The following is a 17,040-nucleotide window of genomic DNA, read 5'->3' on the forward strand; positions in this document are numbered from 1 at the left end:
TGGCGAAATCAATGGGACATGCTCGCCAGCCGCAGATCAATCATCCAGATCCTGCAGCGCGGCCTTCAGCCGCCGCACCGATGCCAACGCCTCTTCGGGCGTGGCGAAATTGGCAAACCCCATCAACAGGCCACTGTCTTTTCCCTTGCGCATCCGCCAGTTGCTCAATGCGTGAACAGGAAACCCCTGAGCATGCGCGGCGGCGGCCAGCGCCTTGTCGTCTTGCGGGTGTTTGAGACGAGCGAGAACGTGCATGCCGCCCACTTGCGGCTGTACCTGCACGCGGTCGCCGTATGTCTGGACCAGCGCATCGACCAAATAACCGTGCCTTTTGCCGTATAAGGTGCGCATCTTGCGCAGATGCCGGGCAAAATGGCCTTGCTCGATGAAGTCCGCGACCATGGCTTGACGCAAGATGGAGCCCGAACCCGACAGGTTGTATGCCATGTCCTGAAACTTGCCGACCTGGGAGGGTGGCACGACAAGATACGCGAGGCGCAAGCCTGGAAACAGGACCTTGCTGAACGTGCCGCTGTAGAGTACCCGTTCGTCGCGATCGAGGCATTTCAACGCTGGCAACGGCCGGCCGTGGTAGCGGAATTCGCTGTCGTAGTCGTCTTCAATGACCCACGCCCGGTTGCGCCTGGCCCAATCCAACAGTTCCAGCCGCCGCGGCAGCGACAGCGCTACGCTGGTCGGACTTTGATGGGTGGGCGTGACCACCGCAAAACGCGCCAGCGGCGCTCGCCGCTCGCCTGCGCCGACATCCAGACCTTCTTCGTCGACCGGAACCGGTGTCAGACGCATGCCGGCGCACTCCAGGCACCAACGAGCGTTGATGTAACCCGGATCCTCAAACCAGCCCTGGTCCCCTGCGCGCAACAACGTGCGGCACACCAGTTCCAGCGCCCCGCGGTACCCCGTAGTCACGAATACCTGCTGGGGTGAACAGGTGATGCCGCGCGAGATACCCAGATAAGTGGCAATGGCATCCCGCAAAGGCATGTACCCAGCTGGATCGGGGGCGGTCATCGCCGCCGTCTCCAAGGTACGCACGTTGCGCCCCGCCAAGCGCGCCCACACCTTGCGCGGAAAGGCATCCAATGCGGGAAGACCTAGTTGAAATGGCAAGGCCACGCCGAGCGACGCGTGCGGCGAACGCAAGGACTCGCGCTCAGGGTTTGCCACGACTTTCGCCTTGCCCGGATCCCGCAAATTCCTCAGCCTGGGAGACACGATAGTGCCTGCCGCACCGCGCGCAACGAAGTAGCCTTCGCTGGTCAACATTCCATATGCAGATTCGACAGTGCCTCGCGCCAGGTTCAATTCACTGGCCAGGCTGCGCACCGACGGGACACGATCTCCCGGCTTGAGCTTGCCGCTGGCGATCGCCTCGCGATAACGCCGATACAGCTGTAAATAAACCGAGTCGCCTTTCCCTCGGCTGGGCGTCAGGTATTGAGCCACCATAGCCATGTCCCACTAATTTAAAAAACTCTTGCACCTTCTTGCTAGGGCATGGGTGTCCTACATTCGGATGGACCGACAAAGGAAAGCACGTGTCCCTCTTCGATTCATCCTTCTCGAAAACGACCATGATTTTTCAGGCCGCCTTCGCCGTCACGCGCGAATTGCGTCCACGTCCGACAGATGCCGCAGCAATCGCGGCTCCAGTATATCGCCTAGCCAAGTAGGGCCTGCATGCCCAAGGGTATGCACTTAGGCCAGCCGCCATGGCCCGCACACCTGCGTGCGCGCCGGCAAAACACGCCAGTTCACCCAAAGAAGCCGGCCTTTGCGGCATCCCCATCACGCATGCGCGAATGACGCAGGGGCTTCATCAAATGATTCAGGAAGCACAGGAATGGAATGCATCTCCCAAGCAGTTGTGAAAATCTCGGAAGCGAAGGTCAATCGCCATATGGGGGAATGGCGCCGGCAGCACAGGATGGGACTGGACCGCGGCAGACGCCTGGTCATCGGCGGACTGGTCGTCAGTGAATTTGGCTACCTCCTGGCGGATTACAGCAATGGCGAACTATCGAGCTTTGAAGATTTCCAGGCGATCGCCGACGCGGCCGATGCTCTGACGGCAGGGTGTGAAGCCGATTTCTTGAACCCGCGCGAGTATCAGAACCTCAACATCGGGCTGTCTACCGCGCAAGCCAATCTGAAGGATCTGATGATGATCATCCGGACGATCGCGCAATACGTGCAAGAGTGCCATGAGCAAGGGTGCGAGGAGCGGATTGCGCTGGGACCGCAGTTCAACGGAAAGTAGTTGGCTTCCTTGTGAAAGGCCGCGGGCAGCCATGTTGCCGGCGGCGATCCACGGTCACCGGTTCGGGGCGCCGCCGTTGAGTTGCTGCTGCATCATCTGTTCCATCATCCGCTGCTGCATACCCATGTACTGGTCCCTCATGTACTGGCGTTCCCTAATCTGTTCGGGACTCTGATTCGAGTAATTCCCCCGCATGGCGCCCCATCCCATCATTGGACCTCCCTGATGGTGGCGCCCGCCGCCATCCGCCGCGCAGCACCCCATCGCGCCGCCGTTCCACATCTGACCCATCATGCCCATGGTCTGCTGCATCAACGCCTGATGCTCTCGAAGCAGCTTCTGACGCTCGGCCGGGTCGCTGGTCTTTTGGATCTGGTTCATTTGCTGCTGCATCTTCTCCAGATTTTCCCTGGCTTCGGCCGCCTTCTTGTCAAATTGTTCGATGTTCTCGGTCGATTGCGCAGCCTGCGGCGCAGCAGCGGGTTGCTCCTTCGGGGCCGCGGCGCCCGCCAAGGCGGGAAGCAATGAGGCAAACAATGCGTATAAGGCCAGCTCGCGCATCTTCATGATCGGTCTCCATGTGGTTGGTATCCCCAACGGCTTCGGCGCTGAAAGGATGATCAGAGCCAGCGTATATCGGTCTGTATGATGAACATTGACAATCGTCAAAGTACTGGCCGAACCTGTCGGCGACGCGCCGCGGCACGTGCGTCGCCGATCTTCTCGAGCAAGCATCGCTTGTCGTTTCCATGGTCTGTCTGCCTTGGACCCGAACGGGCATCAGCCGCGATGCGGCGCAGAAACCGCGGTCCATGCGGAAAGCGGGTGGCTACGCTCCGCTTCCCGCAGCAGACGTATGACCTCTTCATCCCCGGTCTGCTCGAAGTCCTCGTACCATTGCCCCACGCCATAGAACGGAACCGGCGTGCCGATGCAGATCATTTCATCCGCCTCGTCCGCAAGCTGCTGCCGGGTCTCGGCAGCGGCGACCGGCACCGCGACCACGATTCTTGCCGGTCCCGCCTTGCGTATGGACCGCAGGGCCACGCGCATGGTCGAGCCGGTCGCAAGGCCGTCATCGACCAGTATGGCGATCTTGCCCTGCAACTGCGGCGGCGGCCTCCCCGCGCGATACAAGGCTTCACGGCGCTCGATTTCCTTGCGCTCGCGCAGAACGATAGGCTCTATCGCGCCCGGCGAGATGCCGTAAGCCTCGATGGCCTCGGATTGAAACAGAGTCTGATCGCCGCTTATCGCGCCGATCGCATACTCGGGATACCCGGGCATTCCGATCTTGCGCACCATCACGACATCAAGCGGCGCGTCCAGCGCCGCGGCGACCTGGAACCCCACCGGCACGCCGCCCCGTGGCAACGCCAGCACGATCACGTCTGGACGGCCTGCGTACCGCATCAGCAGGCGCGCCAGCAACACCCCGGCCTCCCGCCGGTTCTTGAAGGAAATATTCATCAGAGCACCTACGCCGCAGACTGCTGCATTCCGGGTCGGCATGCCGTTATCCCGCGGCGTCCGCGCCCGGGCCGGGAACGAAGAGCATTCAAGAAGGCCGGATGGCGACCTTCAACACGTTATCGCGCTGGTTTGCGAAGAGATCGTAGGCGTCCGCAATCTGGTCGAGGGTATAGCGGTGCGTGACCATTTTTGCGAGGTCCAGGCGGCCTGATTCCAGAACGCTCATGAGGCGGCGCATACGCTCCTTTCCGCCGGGGCAGAGCGCGGTGTTGATCCTGTGGTCGCCCAGTCCAGCCGCGAACGTGGACACCGGAATCTTCAGGTCGCTGGAATAAACGCCCAGGCTGGACAGCGTTCCTCCCGGCTTCAATACGCGCAAGGCGGATTCAAAGGTGCTCTGCTGTCCCAACGCTTCAATGGCGGAATCCACCCCTTTGCCGCCCGTCAGCCGCAAGATTTCCTCCACGACGTCGCAGTCATGGAAGTTCAGGACGATGTCCGCGCCCCATGAGCGCGATATTTCCAGGCGCTGCGCATTGCCGTCCACGCCGATGACGGTGGTCGCCCCCAGCAGCCGGGCGCCTGCGGCCGCGCAAAGTCCTATCGGGCCTTGCGCGAACACGGCCACCGTGTCGCCTATGCGGATGTTGGCGTTCTCGGCGCCTTTGAATCCGGTGGACATGATGTCCGGGCACATCAGCACCTGCTCGTCGCTCAAGCTGTCCGGCACCGGCGCCAGGTTGGCCTGCGCGTCGGGAACCAGCAGGTACTCGGCCTGGGCGCCATCGATCATGTTGCCGAACCGCCATCCCGCGGTGGCGCGGTATCCGTGGCATCCGCACATGCCGCTGGCCACCAGATAGCTGCCGTCCTGGGAAGGGGCGCCGTCCTGGGCGGCGTATGAATTGAAGTTCGGACAGATTGCGCCGGCGATCACGCGCTGGCCCTCGGCGTAGCCCGTCACGGCGCTTCCCAGTTTCTCGATGACGCCTACCGGTTCGTGGCCGATGGTCAGGCCGGGCTTTACGGGATACTCGCCCTTGACGATATGGATATCGGTGCCGCAAATGGTCGTGGTCGTGATCTTCAGCAGCGCGTCGTTCGGACCGACGTCTGGAATGCGCTTTTCCCGTATCTCGATGTGATCTTTCCCGGCAAACACGACTGCTTTCATCATGGAGGTCATGGCTTATCTCCTGCTCTGAAACGACGATGGTTCAATTTTCGGCGCGCGCGAGGGTACGCCCCTGTCGCCATCGGACCGCGAGACGTGCTTTCAGCTTAAAAGACGGAACCGGGGGAAACTTGACCGAGGTCAATTTTCCCGCGCATGGGGCATGTATCTTGACGCTGTGCCACTGGCCATGGCCCCTGCAGGGCGGCACTCATATCCCCGCCCCGTCATTGGCGGCCTGCAGCACTCACGGCAACGCGATCCTGGCCTTCCCATCATCGCCTCTGCCAGGAAGCCCCACTCGTTCCAAGGAGAACCCGTGATCACGCCAACCCGCTCCCGAAACGCCATCGCCGTCATCGCCGTTGCCGCGGACGGAACCACCTACAGAATCGAACGGCGCAGTCAGCTGCGGCCGCAGGAAGCGCCTGCGAACACGTTCTTTTACTGCTGCCTGCCCGACGGGCAATTGGTCGACCAGATCGGATCCGGAACCTACCAGCTTCCCGACGGAACGATCGTCAGAACGCGCCGGCGCCGCGATCTCCAGGAGAACGGAATCTAGCCCGGCGCCGCTCGCTTCCTGGCCGCGGCCGGGGAGCGCATATGCGTTCCCCGCAAGCCTCAGTGGGAGAACAGGACCGGAACCGTCATGGCGGCGAGCAGCGAACGCGTGGCGCCACCCATCACCCATTGGCGCATGCGGCTGTGTCCATACGCGCCCATGACGATCAGATCCGCGTTGAAATCGGCGGCTGTGCTCAGGATGACGTCACCCACGTCTATCTCGTTCGTGCTGCGGGATTGGTGTTCCGGCAAAGGAAAGCCATGGCAGGCGCAGTACGCCGCCAGGTCTTCGAACGGCACTTGCGCGCCCCCGCTGGCATCCAGGTCGTCCGTCGTCAGGACCGCCAGGGCGTTCGCATTGCGCAGAAGCGGAGCCGCGTCGGCGATCGCACGAGCGGCCTCCCGGCTACGGTTCCAGCAATACAGCACCCGGGCGCCCGCCCCATTGAACTTGCCGGCCGAGGGCAACACGATGACGGGCCGCCCCGCGGACATCAAGACCTGCTCCACGAAGTAATTGCCGACAGCCGCGTCCACGTCGTTTCGATTCTCCTGACTGATGACCAGGACATCGGAACAGCGGGCATGGGTGACGACACATTCCGCAGGCGCGTCCTCGCCCTGCCGCCATGAAGCCGCCACGCCGCTCTCGCGTGCGGCCTGACTGAACGTCAGCTCGACAGCCGTGCGCCCTTTCTCGTTTATCTGCTTGGCCATGTCCATGGAACGGACCCACAGGCCTGCCTCATCGTAGAAATAGCCGGGCGAGATGTAGCTGGCAAATATCCCGGTCAGATGAGCGTCATTGGCGCGGGCGAGTTGCAGGGAGAATTCGACCCGGCGAGAACAATCGAATCCATGGTCTAGATGAACGGCAATTCGGCGATACATGATTACCTCTACGGAAAGCGAAAGGACTTGCCGGGCGAAATGCGCTTCATTCGATCTGCAGCGTCTTGTTCCGGCTTCCAGCCGCCTTGGGCAGGGTCAGGATCAGCACGCCGTTCTCGCAGACCGCCTTGGCCGCCGCCTGGTCTATGGGGCTGGCCAGCGATACCGAGCGTTGGATCCGCCCCCAGAAGCGCTCCTGGCGGACGACGTTCCCCGCCTCTTTCGTTTCGCTGCTCTTTTCCTTGTTGGCCGAGATCATCACGGTGTTTCCATCGATCTCCACCGAAATGTCCTTCTTGTCTATCCCGGGAACCTCCGCCTTCAGGACATACTTGTCGCCCGCCTCGGTGACGTCGATATCCATCCGTGGAGTCTGTTCATCCAGGTTCTGTCGAATCGGCCGCAGGAACGCCTGGAATACGTCCGACAACGGTTCACTCATGAATGGGCTGTATTGCGTCAATCGCGACATGGTTATCTCCTTTCCATGATGATGAGAGGCGGGCTCAGGTAGACCCGCCTTTCCATGTTGCTCCAGCGTGCGGCGCCCAAGTTGACCTTTGTCATCCAGAAAACGGGGACAAGAGTTCCGCCCATGCGCAAGCCTCGCCGGCTGCATTGAAACAATCGGGCGACAACTTGACCGGCGTCAATTTCAACTGCGGGATGCGCGCGATGATGGCAATAGATGCGGGGCCATGCGGCCCGGGCATCCACTTCTATCGGAGGCGCCGTGAAAAACGTACTTATTCCCGTGGATGGATCGGGCAACTCCCTGCGCGCCGTGCGCTATATGGTCGACCATGTGCGCGAACACGGCCCTTGCTCCATACACCTGCTGAACGTGCAAATGCCCATTGTTTCGGGAACGGTATTGGCCTTTTTTGAGCCGGAGGCGATCCAGGAGTACTACGACGACGAATCGAAGATGGCCCTGGCGGAGTCGGAGGTCCTGCTGGACCGGTCAGGAATCCTCTATCAAAGGGCGACACGGATCGGCAACGTCGCCGAGTCCATCAAGGCCTATGCCACCGAGCAGGGATGCGACCATATCGTCATGGGTTCGCGCGGACTGGGCGCCGCCGGCAGCCTGTTGCTGGGTTCGACCACCTTGAAGGTGCTGCACACGGTTCACATCCCGGTGGTGCTGGTCAATTAGGCCAATGAGCCATGGCCCCGCCGGATCATCAGCGCACGCTGATCTCGATCAGCCTGGACCTGGTCAAGGATCCAATGTTCGCCCTGCTGCTTGCGGGGGGAGGGCTTTATGCGATTCTGGGAGCCTGGCATGAAGCCGCCTTGTTGCTCCTCTTCGTGCTGGTCATTTTCGCGTTGACGGTCGGGCAGTCCCTGCGTACGGCACACGCATTGGAAGCGTTGGGACGCCTGGCGGCGCCTCGCGCCCTTGCGCTGCGCAACGGCAAGCGGTACTGGGTCGCATCGGCGGAACTTGCACGCGGCGACTCTGTGCTGCTGGCGGAAGGGAACCGCGTCCCGGCGGATGGTCAGCTCATCGACGGCGAAGGCCTGCTGGTCGACGAGTCCGCACTCACCGGAGAGTTCCAGCCGGTATTCAAGCGCATACAGGCCACGCCCGGAAGCGGCGCCGAAATGCTCTGCGGGGCGTTGGTGCTGTCGGGAACGGGCGTCATGCGCGTGGATGCCGTCGGGGACGACACCAGACTGGGAGCGTTGGGTCAGGCCATGCGGCAGCTGACGCCTGAACGCGCGCCCCTGGAATCGCAGACCCGCCATTTCATCCTGCGGTTCATGTGGGTGGGCTTCATCCTTTCCCTGGCCACGTGGGCCTTGTATGTCCATATGCGGGGAGGATGGTTCGAAGGGCTGTTGGCAGGCATCGCGCTGGCGATGAGCCTGCTCCCGCAGGATTTCCCGGTCATCGTGACGATCTTCTCCGCGATGGAAGCCAAGCGCATAGCGGGCGATGGCGTACTCGTCCGGAAGCTGAGCGTGGTCGAAACCCTGGGCAAGACGACTGTGTTGTGCGCCGACAAGACGGGCACCATGACAACGACCACGATGGCCGTGCGCCAGCTGCATGTCGGATCCACGAGCCTGGACACATCCGATCTCGTGGGCGCAACCGGCGCCAACCCAGCACCCGAGGTCTGGAATCTGGCTGAAACGCTGGCGTTGGCGAGCGTGCCCGATTCCGGGGACGCGATGGAGGACGCCTTCCGCAGCTTCGCTGCGGAACTTGCCGTCCGTCCGCCCGCGCCAAGCTCCCTCAAGCTGACAAAAGCCTATCCATTCTCTTCCGCGCGACTGGCAGTCGTCCACGCCTGGACGGCCGCGCCGGAGAACTTCATCCGGATTGCGTGCAAAGGCGCGCCGGAAGCGGTGTTCAAGCTTTGCCGGCTGACGCCGGACCGCCAGGCGGAACTGGAGGCCGAGGTCCGGCGCATGGCCGGGGAAGGCCTGCGGGTCCTGGCGGCAGCCAGCGCACGCTGGCCGGATTCGCCGCTACCCGATAATCCGGAAGATATACCTCTGCAGTTTGCCGGTCTGGTCGGGCTGGAAAACCCGCTGAAGGAAGGCGTGAGCCGTTCGGTCGCCGCTTGCGATGACGCGGGCGTGCGCGTGCTCATGCTGACGGGCGACCACCCGGCGACCGCCAGGGCCATCGCCCGCCAGGCAGGCATACCGGCCGATCTCGTGGCCGAAGGCGATGTCCTGGAGCGGGAAAGCGACGAACGCCTGTCCGAACTGGTCAAGCGCGTATGCGTTTACGCGCGTGTGAAGCCTGAGCAAAAGCTGCGCCTGGTCCAGCTCCTGAAACAGCAGGGGGCCATCGTCGCAATGACCGGCGACGGCGTCAACGACGCGCCCGCCTTGCGCGCGGCGCATGTCGGCATCGCCATGGGCGGGCGCGGCACCGATGTCGCGCGGGAGGCCGCAGACCTGATCCTTACCCGCGATGATTTCTCCGACATCTTGAACGCGATCCGGCAAAGCCGGCGATTGTTCGACAACCTGTCCAAAGCGATCGTCTATATCGTCGCGGCGCATGTCCCGATAGCGGGACTGGTGATTCTGCCCCTGCTGTTCGGCTGGCCGGAACTGCTGCGACCAGCCCACGTGGCATTCCTGGAGATAGTGATCGGTCCCCTGTGCGGGTTGGCGTTCGAATCGGTCGCGGGAGAGCCGGACCTCATGCGCCGCCCTCCTCTGCCCGTGGCGAAGCCGCTCTTTTCATTGAGGACGTTCCTGCTCGGCTTTGCCCAAGGGCTGGCGCTGCTGGCAGCGGTGGGGATGCTCTATGGCGGGCTGCAACAAATGCAATCGCCTGCGGATAGCGCCCGAGCCACCGCCTTCTGCGCCCTGGTGCTGGGCAATCTGGCCTTGATGATCAACAACCGCGCGCCCCACCGGCACCATACTGGCATGTGGGACGGAGCGACCCGACTGGCGATAGCGTCAACGCTGGCCCTGCTTGTGTTGACTTTGGAATGGCCAGCCCTGCGCCGTCTGTTCGAATTCGGCCCGTTGGACGTCAGAGGCTGGGCCGCCGCCTGGCTCGTGGCGGCAACGGTGTGGCTGGTCGCCCGGGGACTACGCCCGCTGGGCCAGCCGCTAAGGACGCAAAAATGGCTGCACTGCAAGACTGCACGATGATTCCCGGCGCATCCGGACTTGCCGCCCGCGCGGTACGCACCGCCGCGGCCACGCTCCTGTGCGCGGCCGCGGCATCCCAGGTGTCGGCCCAGCCCACGCCCGAGGACGTGGCCCGCGCCTTTCGCCTGGAAGTCATGCCCGCGCTCCAGGTGTCCGCCAGCGACCAGGCGCGCTATGGCGGCCTGGCGCTGCAGGCCCTGGCCGATGCCGGCGTCGGTCTGCTTGGCTCGCAGTATGTCCTGCTGGTCGACAGGAACGCCAGGGTCCAGGCCGTGCTGCTCTATTGGCTGCCCGCCGCCGGTCCGCCCGTCTATGTGGGCGCCTCCTCCGTCTCGACCGGAAAAGTCGGCCAGTTCGACCATTTCGAGACGCCCACCGGCGTGTTCGCGCACTCCTTGGCGAACCCCGACTTCCGCGCCCTGGGCACGAAGAACGCGAACGGGATACTGGGCTACGGCGCGAAAGGCATGCGGATCTATGATTTCGGCTGGCAGCAGGCAAACCGGGGATGGGGCAATAGCGGCGCCAGCACGATGCGCCTGCAAATGCACGCGACGGACCCGGTCCTGCTCGAACCCAAGCTGGGAACGCCGCAGTCCAAAGGTTGCATCCGCATACCGGCCACCCTCAACCGCCTGCTGGACAGCTACGGCCTGCTGGACGCCGACTATGAGCTTGCGGCGGACCTGATCTCTCGTCCCTGGGTACTGCTGCGCGACAGAACCCCGGTCCCTGGCGCCGGGCGCTACCTGATCATCGTGGACACCAAACGCGAGGACCGGCCGGACTGGTCCGCCCCTGGGCGCGCTGTCGCAAAGTGACTTGACTCCGGTCAAGATCCGCCGCTTCCAAAGGCCGATACTTTGCGCATCCCCTCTTCCGGAGACAGTCATGTATCAACGCATATTGGTACCCATCGATGGCAGCGCCACCTCGGACCTGGGTCTGAACGAAGCGATACGCCTGGCCCAGCTCACTCATGGCAGCCTGCGCCTGATTCATGTAATCGATGAGCTGTCGTTCGCCCTGGCTGTGGACTCCTATGGCTACTATGCTGGCGAGTTGCTGGATCTGCTCCGAAAAAGCGGCGCCGAGATCCTTGAAAAAGGCATGGCTGCGGTCCGGGAGCAAGGCATCATCGTGGAAGGCGTGCTCTATGAAAACCTGGACAAGACCGTGCAGCAGCGCGTCATCGCGGAGGCGGAAAGCTGGAAGGCCGATCTGATCGTCATCGGCACGCACGGCCGCCGGGGCGTGCGCCGCATGGTTCTGGGCAGCAGCGCGGAAGGAATCCTGCGGGGAGCCCCCGTGCCCGTCCTGCTGGTGCGAGCCCCCGCCGGCACCGCGTGACCGCGCGGAGGTCCGATGGATGAACGGCCTGACGTCTATCCCTGGTGGAACGAGGACGAGCAGGCGCTCTACGCGCGCCTGGGCTGCACCAGCCAAGGCCTCGACTCCCAGGAGGCATCCCGCCGGCAGGCATTGGCGGCGCCCAAGCCGCGGCTTGCCCGCCTGCGGGAGGGCGCCGTATTTCTTCTGCGCCGATTCGCAAGCCCGCTGGTTCTCATCCTCCTGATCGCCGGCGCCGTCTCGGCGTCCCTGGGAGAACTCGGCAACGCCCTGATAATCGCGGGCATCGTGCTGGTGAGCGTCACGCTCGACGCCTACCAGGAAAGGCGCAGCGCCCAGGCCGAGTTGAAGCTCCAGCAATCCGTCGCGCAAAAGGCCACCGTGCTGCGGGACGGCCGCAGCATTCGCATCCCCGCCACGGCGGTGGTTCCGGGCGATCTGCTCGCGCTCGAGGCCGGGGACATCATCGCTGCGGATGCCTGGCTGGTTTCCAGCCGCCATCTGCAGGTCAATCAGGCCTTGCTGACCGGCGAGTCCTTCCCCGTGGAGAAAAGCGCCGCCGCCACCGATATCGAGACGGATCAGGCTATCGATGCGCCGCGCGCTGTCCTGGCCGGCACGGCCATCCACAGCGGCAGCGCGACAGCCATCGCGGTGCTCACCGGCGCGCAAAGCGAACTGGGCAGGATCGGCGCCGATATCTCCAGGCGCGCAAAGCCGACGACGTTCGACCTGGACATACAGCGCTTCGGCTACCTGATCCTGCGCCTGACGGTGTTCCTGGTCCTGTTCGTCCTGCTGATCAACGCTCTCTTCCATCGGCCATGGCTGGAGTCCTTTCTTTTCGCCATCGCCCTGGCCGTGGGACTGACGCCGGAACTGCTGCCCATGGTGGTGTCGGTGACCCTGGCCAGAGGGGCGATCAGACTGGCGCGCAAGCACGTCATCGTCAAGCAGCTTCCGGTCATTCAGAACCTGGGCACCATGGATGTGTTCTGCACGGACAAGACCGGGACGCTCACCGAAGCGCGGATACGCCTGGACCGGACCGTGGATGTGGAGGGCAGGCCCAGCGCAAGCGCGGCTGCCCTGTTGCAGGTGAACAGCCGTTACCTGGCGGGCGCCAAGAACGCCCTGGACGAGGCGGTGCTGTCCGCCAGCGGCGCGCCCCTGGACGCTTGGACCCTGCTGGCCCAGCTGCCGTTCGACTTTGACCGGCGCTGGGCGGGAACGCTGGTGCAAGGGCCGCCCGGCGTCCGCCTGATCGTCAAGGGCGCTCCGCAGGACGTGCTGCGCCTTTGCTCGGCCTATGCGCCCGGCGGCGACGCCGCGCCCGCGCCCTTGACCGAGGCCGTCCGGCAAACGGCCGGACAGACCCTGCACGACATGGAAAGCAATGGATTCCGCGTGCTCGCGATCGCGTCAAAAACGATGCCGGCCGCCGGGACCTCGGTGGACAACGACGATGCCTCGGACATGGTGCTGCACGGCTATGCCGCGTTCGCGGATCCGCCGAAACGCGGCGCCGCGTCCGCGCTGAAGGCGCTGCGCGCGCGCGGCGTGCAGGTCAAGGTCATTTCGGGCGACAGCGAACTCGTGACCCGCCATGTCTGCGCGCAACTGCAACTGCCCGTCGAGGGCGTCCTGACCGGGACGGAACTTGCCGCCATGGACACGGCGACCCTGCGCGGCCTGGTAGAGAAGACCACGCTCTTCTGCCGCATGACGCCGGCACAGAAGGAGCGCGTGGTGCTGGCCTGCAAGCAGCTCGGCCACACGGTCGGCTACATGGGCGATGGAATCAATGACGCCCCGGCCCTGCACGCCGCGGACGTCGGGATATCCGTGGAGTCGGCGACGGACGTGGCGCGGGAAGCGGCCCGCGTCATCCTGCTCAGGCGCAGCCTGGGAGTGGTGCATGACGGCGTCATGGAGGGCCGCCGCACCTACATGAACGTGTTCAAGTACATCATGATGGGTACCAGCTCAAACTTCGGAAATATGTTCAGCATGGCCGGCGCGGCGCTGTTCCTGCCCTTTCTTCCCATGCTTCCGGTGCAGATCCTGCTGAACAATATGCTGTACGACCTGTCGGAATTGCCCATTCCCCTGGACAACGTGGACGCGGAGGACATCTCCTCCCCGCGCCGCCTGGATATCGGCCTGATCCGCCAGTTCATGTTCGTCATCGGGCCGGTAAGTTCCGCTTTCGACTTCATCACCTTCTATCTGCTGCTGCATGTGCTCAAGGCCACGGAAGCCGAGTTCCAGACCTGCTGGTTCGTGGAATCGCTTTGCACGCAGGTGCTGGTCATCTTTGTCATCCGGACCCGGCACAACCCGCTGCGCAGCCGGCCGCAGGGCGCGCTGGCGGCAGCCTGCTTCCTGGTCGTGGCCGCGGCGCTGTGGCTGCCACTGGGGCCGCTGGCCGGCTTCTTTTCCTTCGTATCCCCTCCGCCGCTCTTCTACCTCATGCTCGCCCCCCTGGTCGTCTGCTACCTGGCCGCCGTCCATGAGATCAAGCGTCGGTTCTTTCTTGCGCGGTTCGCGCGCCGGGAATAGCGCCGCGACGCAGCGCATGCTTGATCAATGTCAAGGAGCGCCGGCTCGGCAGGCTCAATATGGAAACGTCGGACTCGACCTACGAGTTGCGCCTTTGACGTCCTGGAGAGCAACATGCGCGCGCGGAATCTTATGACCCCAGACCCCTATTGCGTCACGGCGAGAACGCCGGTTTCCCAGATCATGCGCGCGATGCTGGACAAGAACATCAGCGCGGTGATGGTGCTGGGCGACGATGGAAAATTGATCGGGCTGGTCAGCGAAGGCGACCTGGTCAGGCGCCAGGACAGCACGCATCAGAAAAAGGTGGACCACTGGCTGGCCCTGCTCGCCGAAGGCGAGGCCTTGAACCTGGAGTTCCTGCACAGCCTGCAACTGGGCGAGCAGACGGCCGCCTCTGTCATGAGCAGCCCGGTCATCACGGTGGAAGAAGACACGGAACTGGCCCAGATCGCCGACCTGATCCTCAAGCGCGGCATCAAACGCGTCCCGGTTACCCGCAGCGGCAAGCTGGTCGGCGTGGTCAGCCGCAGGGACATCCTGCGCGCGCTGCTGGACCAGGAAGGCTGAGCACCCGAAGGGAGGCATCATGGAGCGCATCGGAATCTTCTTTTATTCGCGCACCGGCACCGCCCGCGCGACGGCCGAGCGCCTGGCCTCCCTGAGCGGTTGGCCGGCCTATGAGATCCGCGATGCCGTCCCCAGATTCGGCCTGAGCGGCGACTGGCGCTGCATCGTCGACAGCCTGCTCAAACGCTGCCCGGACGTGCGCTATGAAGGCCCGGCCCTGGATAGCTTCGACCACGTCATCCTGATTGCGCCGGTCTGGCTGCGGTCGCTGGCGGCGCCCATACGGGCCTTCCTGAAAATGCAGGGACGCTTGATCAAGGCCTACTCCGTCATCTGCGTCATGTCCGGATTCGGCGGCTTTCGCGCCGTGGACGACATTGCCACCCTGGTCGGGTCCAAGCCGCGCTCGATCCTGCTCCTGAAACAATACGACGTGCTGGCCGAAGAGTGCGACGCGTCCCTTTGCCGCTTCCGGGAGCAAATCCGGGCGGCGGCGCCGGCGGCATGGGACGACCCGGTATTGCCCGCCGTCGATTGATCGCTCCCCTTTTACAAGGGCTAGTGCGTTCGTATTACCTCGCTCTCACCAGTAGCGCGGCGCGGGAATGTGTGCTGCAATAATTTTCTATCCGCCTCAGGGCTGGCTCCTCGCACGTTCCCGCAATGAAGCACACGTTCAGCGCGCCGCCACTGCTCGACATCATCCAATCCGCTACCGAGCCGATTATCACGATAGACGAGCGCCAGCGCATCGTGATGTTCAACCCGGCCGCCGAGCGCGTCTTCCTTTGCCTTGCGGACGACACCATAGGGGCGAACCTCGACACCCTGATTCCCGTGCGGTTTCGCACCGCCCATGCCCGGCACGTCGACCGATTCAAGCTCACTGGAATTTCCGAACGCCAGATGGGTCTGGGCGGACCGCTATGGGGCCTGCGGTCCAACGGCGAAGAATTCCCCATGGAAGCCTCCATTTCCCAGACCAGGACGGAGGCAGGCGTATTCCTCTCCATCTTCCTGCGGGACATCACCGAGCGCCAGCGCGTCGATCAGGCGCTGCGCGCGTCCCGCGACGAACTGACCCGTCTTTCGAACGCCTTGCTGCATGTGCGCGAGCAGGAGAAAAAGCACATTGCCCGGGAGTTGCACGACGATCTGGGGCAGACCCTGACCGCGCTGACCATGGAACTGTCCCAGCTGGAAGCCGGCTTCGCCCCCGACGACAACGACATGCGCGCCCGCGTGCGCGCCATGCGGCGCCTGATCAAGAAAACCTTCGCTTCGTTGCGGCGCATCGCTTCCGACCTGCGCCCGGTCATGCTGGACGATCTGGGGCTTGCCGCCGCGGTCGAATGGCTGGTGGCGAATTTCGTTTCCCGATACGGTATCGACGTGGAAGCGCAAATCGACATCGGGCCGGCCGAGCCCGGCAAGCCTGTAGCCACCACGCTGTTTCGCGTGGTCCAGGAGGCACTGACCAATATCGCCAAGCATGCCCAGGCCACCAAGGTGCAACTGCGGCTGCGCTGCACGGAATCGACGTGCGAGCTGACCGTCCAGGACAACGGCGTGGGCGCCGCCCCGGAAAGCCTGGCCAAGAAACTGCCCTTGTCGCTGGGCCTGCAAGGCATACGCGAACGGGTCCGGCTGCTCAACGGCGAGGTCACGATACACACGCGGAAAAAAGGGGGCTTCCGCCTGCATGCGCAGATGCCCGCGCAACCCCCGGAATCCAGCTGGGAGGCCGCGTGATCACCGTCATTCTGGCCGATGACCACACGCTGCTGCGCGCGGGACTACGACGCCTGCTGGAACATGCCGGCGACATCTCGGTGGAAGGCGAGGCCGGCAACGGATCAGAAGCCTTGAAGTTGATGGCCCAGCGCCCGTGGGACCTGCTGGTGCTGGACATGTCCATGCCCGGCCGTGACGGCGTGGACCTGATCCGCCAGATCCGGCATGAGTACCCGAAAATCCCGATACTGGTGCTGACCATGCATGGGGAACAGCAGTACGCCGTGCGCGCGATCAAGGCGGGAGCAGCGGGATATCTGACCAAGGACAGCGCCGCCGAGGAGCTGGTGGAAGCGGTGCGCAAGGTTGCGGGCGGAGGCCGGTACCTGAGCCAGTCCCTGGCCGAGAGCATCGCTTTCGAACGGCACGGCGATACAGGCGCCCTGCCCCACCTGTTGCTGTCCGACCGTGAACTGTCGGTATTCCGGCATCTGGCCTCGGGCCTGAACAACTCGGACATCGCCCGGCTGCTGTTCCTGAGCGTCAAGACCATCAGCACCTATAAATGCCGCATCCTGGTCAAGATGCAGCTGCGCAACCAGGCCGACCTGGTGCGCTATGCAATCCGGCACCGGTTGATCGACGACAAGGACAGCCCGGACGCCTGAACCCCCGCTGGGGCGCGGCAGTCAACCCAGGTAGGAATATTCCTACAGCCGTAGGTAAACACCACGCCAATCTGGCGGGATGCGCCGATAGCGCGAAGCGCCACGGCCACGCATACTGGGTCCGTACATCCGCG

At 63.7% G+C, this 17,040-nt stretch carries 17 protein-coding genes; 11 read left to right on the forward strand and 6 right to left on the reverse strand.

The genetic code is table 11. The annotated features are described in order from the left end of the window. Positions 1–36: 36 nt before the first annotated feature. Positions 37–1,470, reverse strand: coding sequence for a PLP-dependent aminotransferase family protein (locus N5C88_RS08925; protein WP_125471119.1), 1,434 nt, complete (start codon positions 1,468–1,470; stop codon positions 37–39). Positions 1,471–1,864: 394 nt separating this feature from the next. Between N5C88_RS08925 and N5C88_RS08930 the strand changes: the two genes are divergently transcribed. Next, positions 1,865–2,281, forward strand: coding sequence for a hypothetical protein (locus N5C88_RS08930; RefSeq protein ID WP_125471118.1), 417 nt, complete (start codon positions 1,865–1,867; stop codon positions 2,279–2,281). A gap of 54 nt (positions 2,282–2,335) precedes the next feature. Here N5C88_RS08930 and N5C88_RS08935 read toward each other — a convergent pair whose 3' ends face one another. From N5C88_RS08935 to N5C88_RS08945, 3 genes are all read right to left on the reverse strand, one after another. Then, positions 2,336–2,848, reverse strand: coding sequence for a hypothetical protein (locus N5C88_RS08935; RefSeq protein ID WP_059371809.1), 513 nt, complete (start codon positions 2,846–2,848; stop codon positions 2,336–2,338). A gap of 213 nt (positions 2,849–3,061) precedes the next feature. Then, positions 3,062–3,751: a phosphoribosyltransferase family protein gene (locus N5C88_RS08940; protein WP_280015185.1), complete on the reverse strand. Its 690-nt coding sequence runs from the start codon at positions 3,749–3,751 to the stop codon at positions 3,062–3,064. 88 nt (positions 3,752–3,839) lie between these two features. Then, positions 3,840–4,940: an NAD(P)-dependent alcohol dehydrogenase gene (locus N5C88_RS08945; RefSeq protein ID WP_280015186.1), complete on the reverse strand. Its 1,101-nt coding sequence runs from the start codon at positions 4,938–4,940 to the stop codon at positions 3,840–3,842. A gap of 307 nt (positions 4,941–5,247) precedes the next feature. Here N5C88_RS08945 and N5C88_RS08950 point away from each other — a divergent pair, with 307 nt between their 5' ends. Then, positions 5,248–5,493 (forward strand): hypothetical protein, encoded by a 246-nt coding sequence (locus N5C88_RS08950; protein WP_059371806.1) that lies wholly within the window; start codon positions 5,248–5,250, stop codon positions 5,491–5,493. 59 nt (positions 5,494–5,552) lie between these two features. Here the strand turns inward: N5C88_RS08950 and N5C88_RS08955 are convergent, their stop codons facing one another. After that, the gene (locus tag N5C88_RS08955) at positions 5,553–6,386 is read right to left on the reverse strand and encodes a universal stress protein (protein ID WP_118933816.1); all 834 of its coding nucleotides are present in this window, start codon (positions 6,384–6,386) and stop codon (positions 5,553–5,555) included. 46 nt (positions 6,387–6,432) lie between these two features. Then, positions 6,433–6,858 carry an Hsp20/alpha crystallin family protein gene (locus N5C88_RS08960; RefSeq protein WP_059371804.1) on the reverse strand — a complete coding sequence of 142 codons (426 nt, stop codon included), beginning with the start codon at positions 6,856–6,858 and terminating at the stop codon, positions 6,433–6,435. Between the two features lie 261 nt (positions 6,859–7,119). Here N5C88_RS08960 and N5C88_RS08965 point away from each other — a divergent pair, with 261 nt between their 5' ends. From N5C88_RS08965 to N5C88_RS09005, 9 genes are all read left to right on the forward strand, one after another. Further along, the gene (locus N5C88_RS08965) at positions 7,120–7,545 is read left to right on the forward strand and encodes a universal stress protein (protein WP_166738309.1); all 426 of its coding nucleotides are present in this window, start codon (positions 7,120–7,122) and stop codon (positions 7,543–7,545) included. Positions 7,546–7,556: 11 nt separating this feature from the next. Beyond that, positions 7,557–10,022, forward strand: coding sequence for a cation-translocating P-type ATPase (locus N5C88_RS08970; protein WP_280015187.1), 2,466 nt, complete (start codon positions 7,557–7,559; stop codon positions 10,020–10,022). Then, positions 9,995–10,843, forward strand: coding sequence for a L,D-transpeptidase (locus tag N5C88_RS08975; protein ID WP_223283458.1), 849 nt, complete (start codon positions 9,995–9,997; stop codon positions 10,841–10,843). The genes N5C88_RS08970 and N5C88_RS08975 overlap by 28 nt, the downstream gene beginning before the upstream one ends. Positions 10,844–10,913: 70 nt before the next feature. Continuing rightward, positions 10,914–11,372 carry a universal stress protein gene (locus N5C88_RS08980; RefSeq protein WP_059371800.1) on the forward strand — a complete coding sequence of 153 codons (459 nt, stop codon included), beginning with the start codon at positions 10,914–10,916 and terminating at the stop codon, positions 11,370–11,372. A 15-nt stretch (positions 11,373–11,387) separates the two neighbouring features. Beyond that, entirely contained in the window at positions 11,388–13,934 is a 2,547-nt protein-coding gene (mgtA, locus tag N5C88_RS08985; protein ID WP_280015188.1) for a magnesium-translocating P-type ATPase, read from the forward strand. A 132-nt stretch (positions 13,935–14,066) separates the two neighbouring features. Continuing rightward, the gene (locus tag N5C88_RS08990; RefSeq protein ID WP_240633388.1) at positions 14,067–14,504 is read left to right on the forward strand and encodes a CBS domain-containing protein; all 438 of its coding nucleotides are present in this window, start codon (positions 14,067–14,069) and stop codon (positions 14,502–14,504) included. A 19-nt stretch (positions 14,505–14,523) separates the two neighbouring features. Next, complete coding sequence (locus N5C88_RS08995; protein ID WP_280015189.1) at positions 14,524–15,042, forward strand: hypothetical protein; 519 nt, start codon at positions 14,524–14,526, stop codon at positions 15,040–15,042. Between the two features lie 125 nt (positions 15,043–15,167). After that, positions 15,168–16,256, forward strand: coding sequence for a PAS domain-containing sensor histidine kinase (locus N5C88_RS09000; RefSeq protein ID WP_251881314.1), 1,089 nt, complete (start codon positions 15,168–15,170; stop codon positions 16,254–16,256). Next, positions 16,253–16,906, forward strand: a complete 654-nt coding sequence (locus N5C88_RS09005) for a response regulator transcription factor (RefSeq protein WP_059371796.1) — start codon at positions 16,253–16,255, stop codon at positions 16,904–16,906. Before N5C88_RS09000 ends, N5C88_RS09005 begins: the two co-directional genes overlap by 4 nt. Positions 16,907–17,040: the final 134 nt, after the last annotated feature.

The sequence above is a fragment of the Achromobacter sp. GD03932 genome, from assembly GCF_029839485.1.
Classification (GTDB): domain Bacteria; phylum Pseudomonadota; class Gammaproteobacteria; order Burkholderiales; family Burkholderiaceae_B; genus Achromobacter; species Achromobacter bronchisepticus_A.

Coding starts and splice junctions, on each gene's coding strand:
- N5C88_RS08925 (WP_125471119.1), bottom strand. CDS start 1,470: ATGGTGGCTCAATACCTGACGCCCAGCCGAGGGAAAGGCGACTCGGTT.
- N5C88_RS08930 (WP_125471118.1), top strand. CDS start 1,865: ATGGAATGCATCTCCCAAGCAGTTGTGAAAATCTCGGAAGCGAAGGTC.
- N5C88_RS08935 (WP_059371809.1), bottom strand. CDS start 2,848: ATGAAGATGCGCGAGCTGGCCTTATACGCATTGTTTGCCTCATTGCTT.
- N5C88_RS08940 (WP_280015185.1), bottom strand. CDS start 3,751: ATGAATATTTCCTTCAAGAACCGGCGGGAGGCCGGGGTGTTGCTGGCG.
- N5C88_RS08945 (WP_280015186.1), bottom strand. CDS start 4,940: ATGACCTCCATGATGAAAGCAGTCGTGTTTGCCGGGAAAGATCACATC.
- N5C88_RS08955 (WP_118933816.1), bottom strand. CDS start 6,386: ATGTATCGCCGAATTGCCGTTCATCTAGACCATGGATTCGATTGTTCT.
- N5C88_RS08960 (WP_059371804.1), bottom strand. CDS start 6,858: ATGTCGCGATTGACGCAATACAGCCCATTCATGAGTGAACCGTTGTCG.
- N5C88_RS08970 (WP_280015187.1), top strand. CDS start 7,557: ATGGCCCCGCCGGATCATCAGCGCACGCTGATCTCGATCAGCCTGGAC.
- N5C88_RS08975 (WP_223283458.1), top strand. CDS start 9,995: ATGGCTGCACTGCAAGACTGCACGATGATTCCCGGCGCATCCGGACTT.
- N5C88_RS08980 (WP_059371800.1), top strand. CDS start 10,914: ATGTATCAACGCATATTGGTACCCATCGATGGCAGCGCCACCTCGGAC.
- mgtA (WP_280015188.1), top strand. CDS start 11,388: ATGGATGAACGGCCTGACGTCTATCCCTGGTGGAACGAGGACGAGCAG.
- N5C88_RS08990 (WP_240633388.1), top strand. CDS start 14,067: ATGACCCCAGACCCCTATTGCGTCACGGCGAGAACGCCGGTTTCCCAG.
- N5C88_RS08995 (WP_280015189.1), top strand. CDS start 14,524: ATGGAGCGCATCGGAATCTTCTTTTATTCGCGCACCGGCACCGCCCGC.
- N5C88_RS09000 (WP_251881314.1), top strand. CDS start 15,168: ATGAAGCACACGTTCAGCGCGCCGCCACTGCTCGACATCATCCAATCC.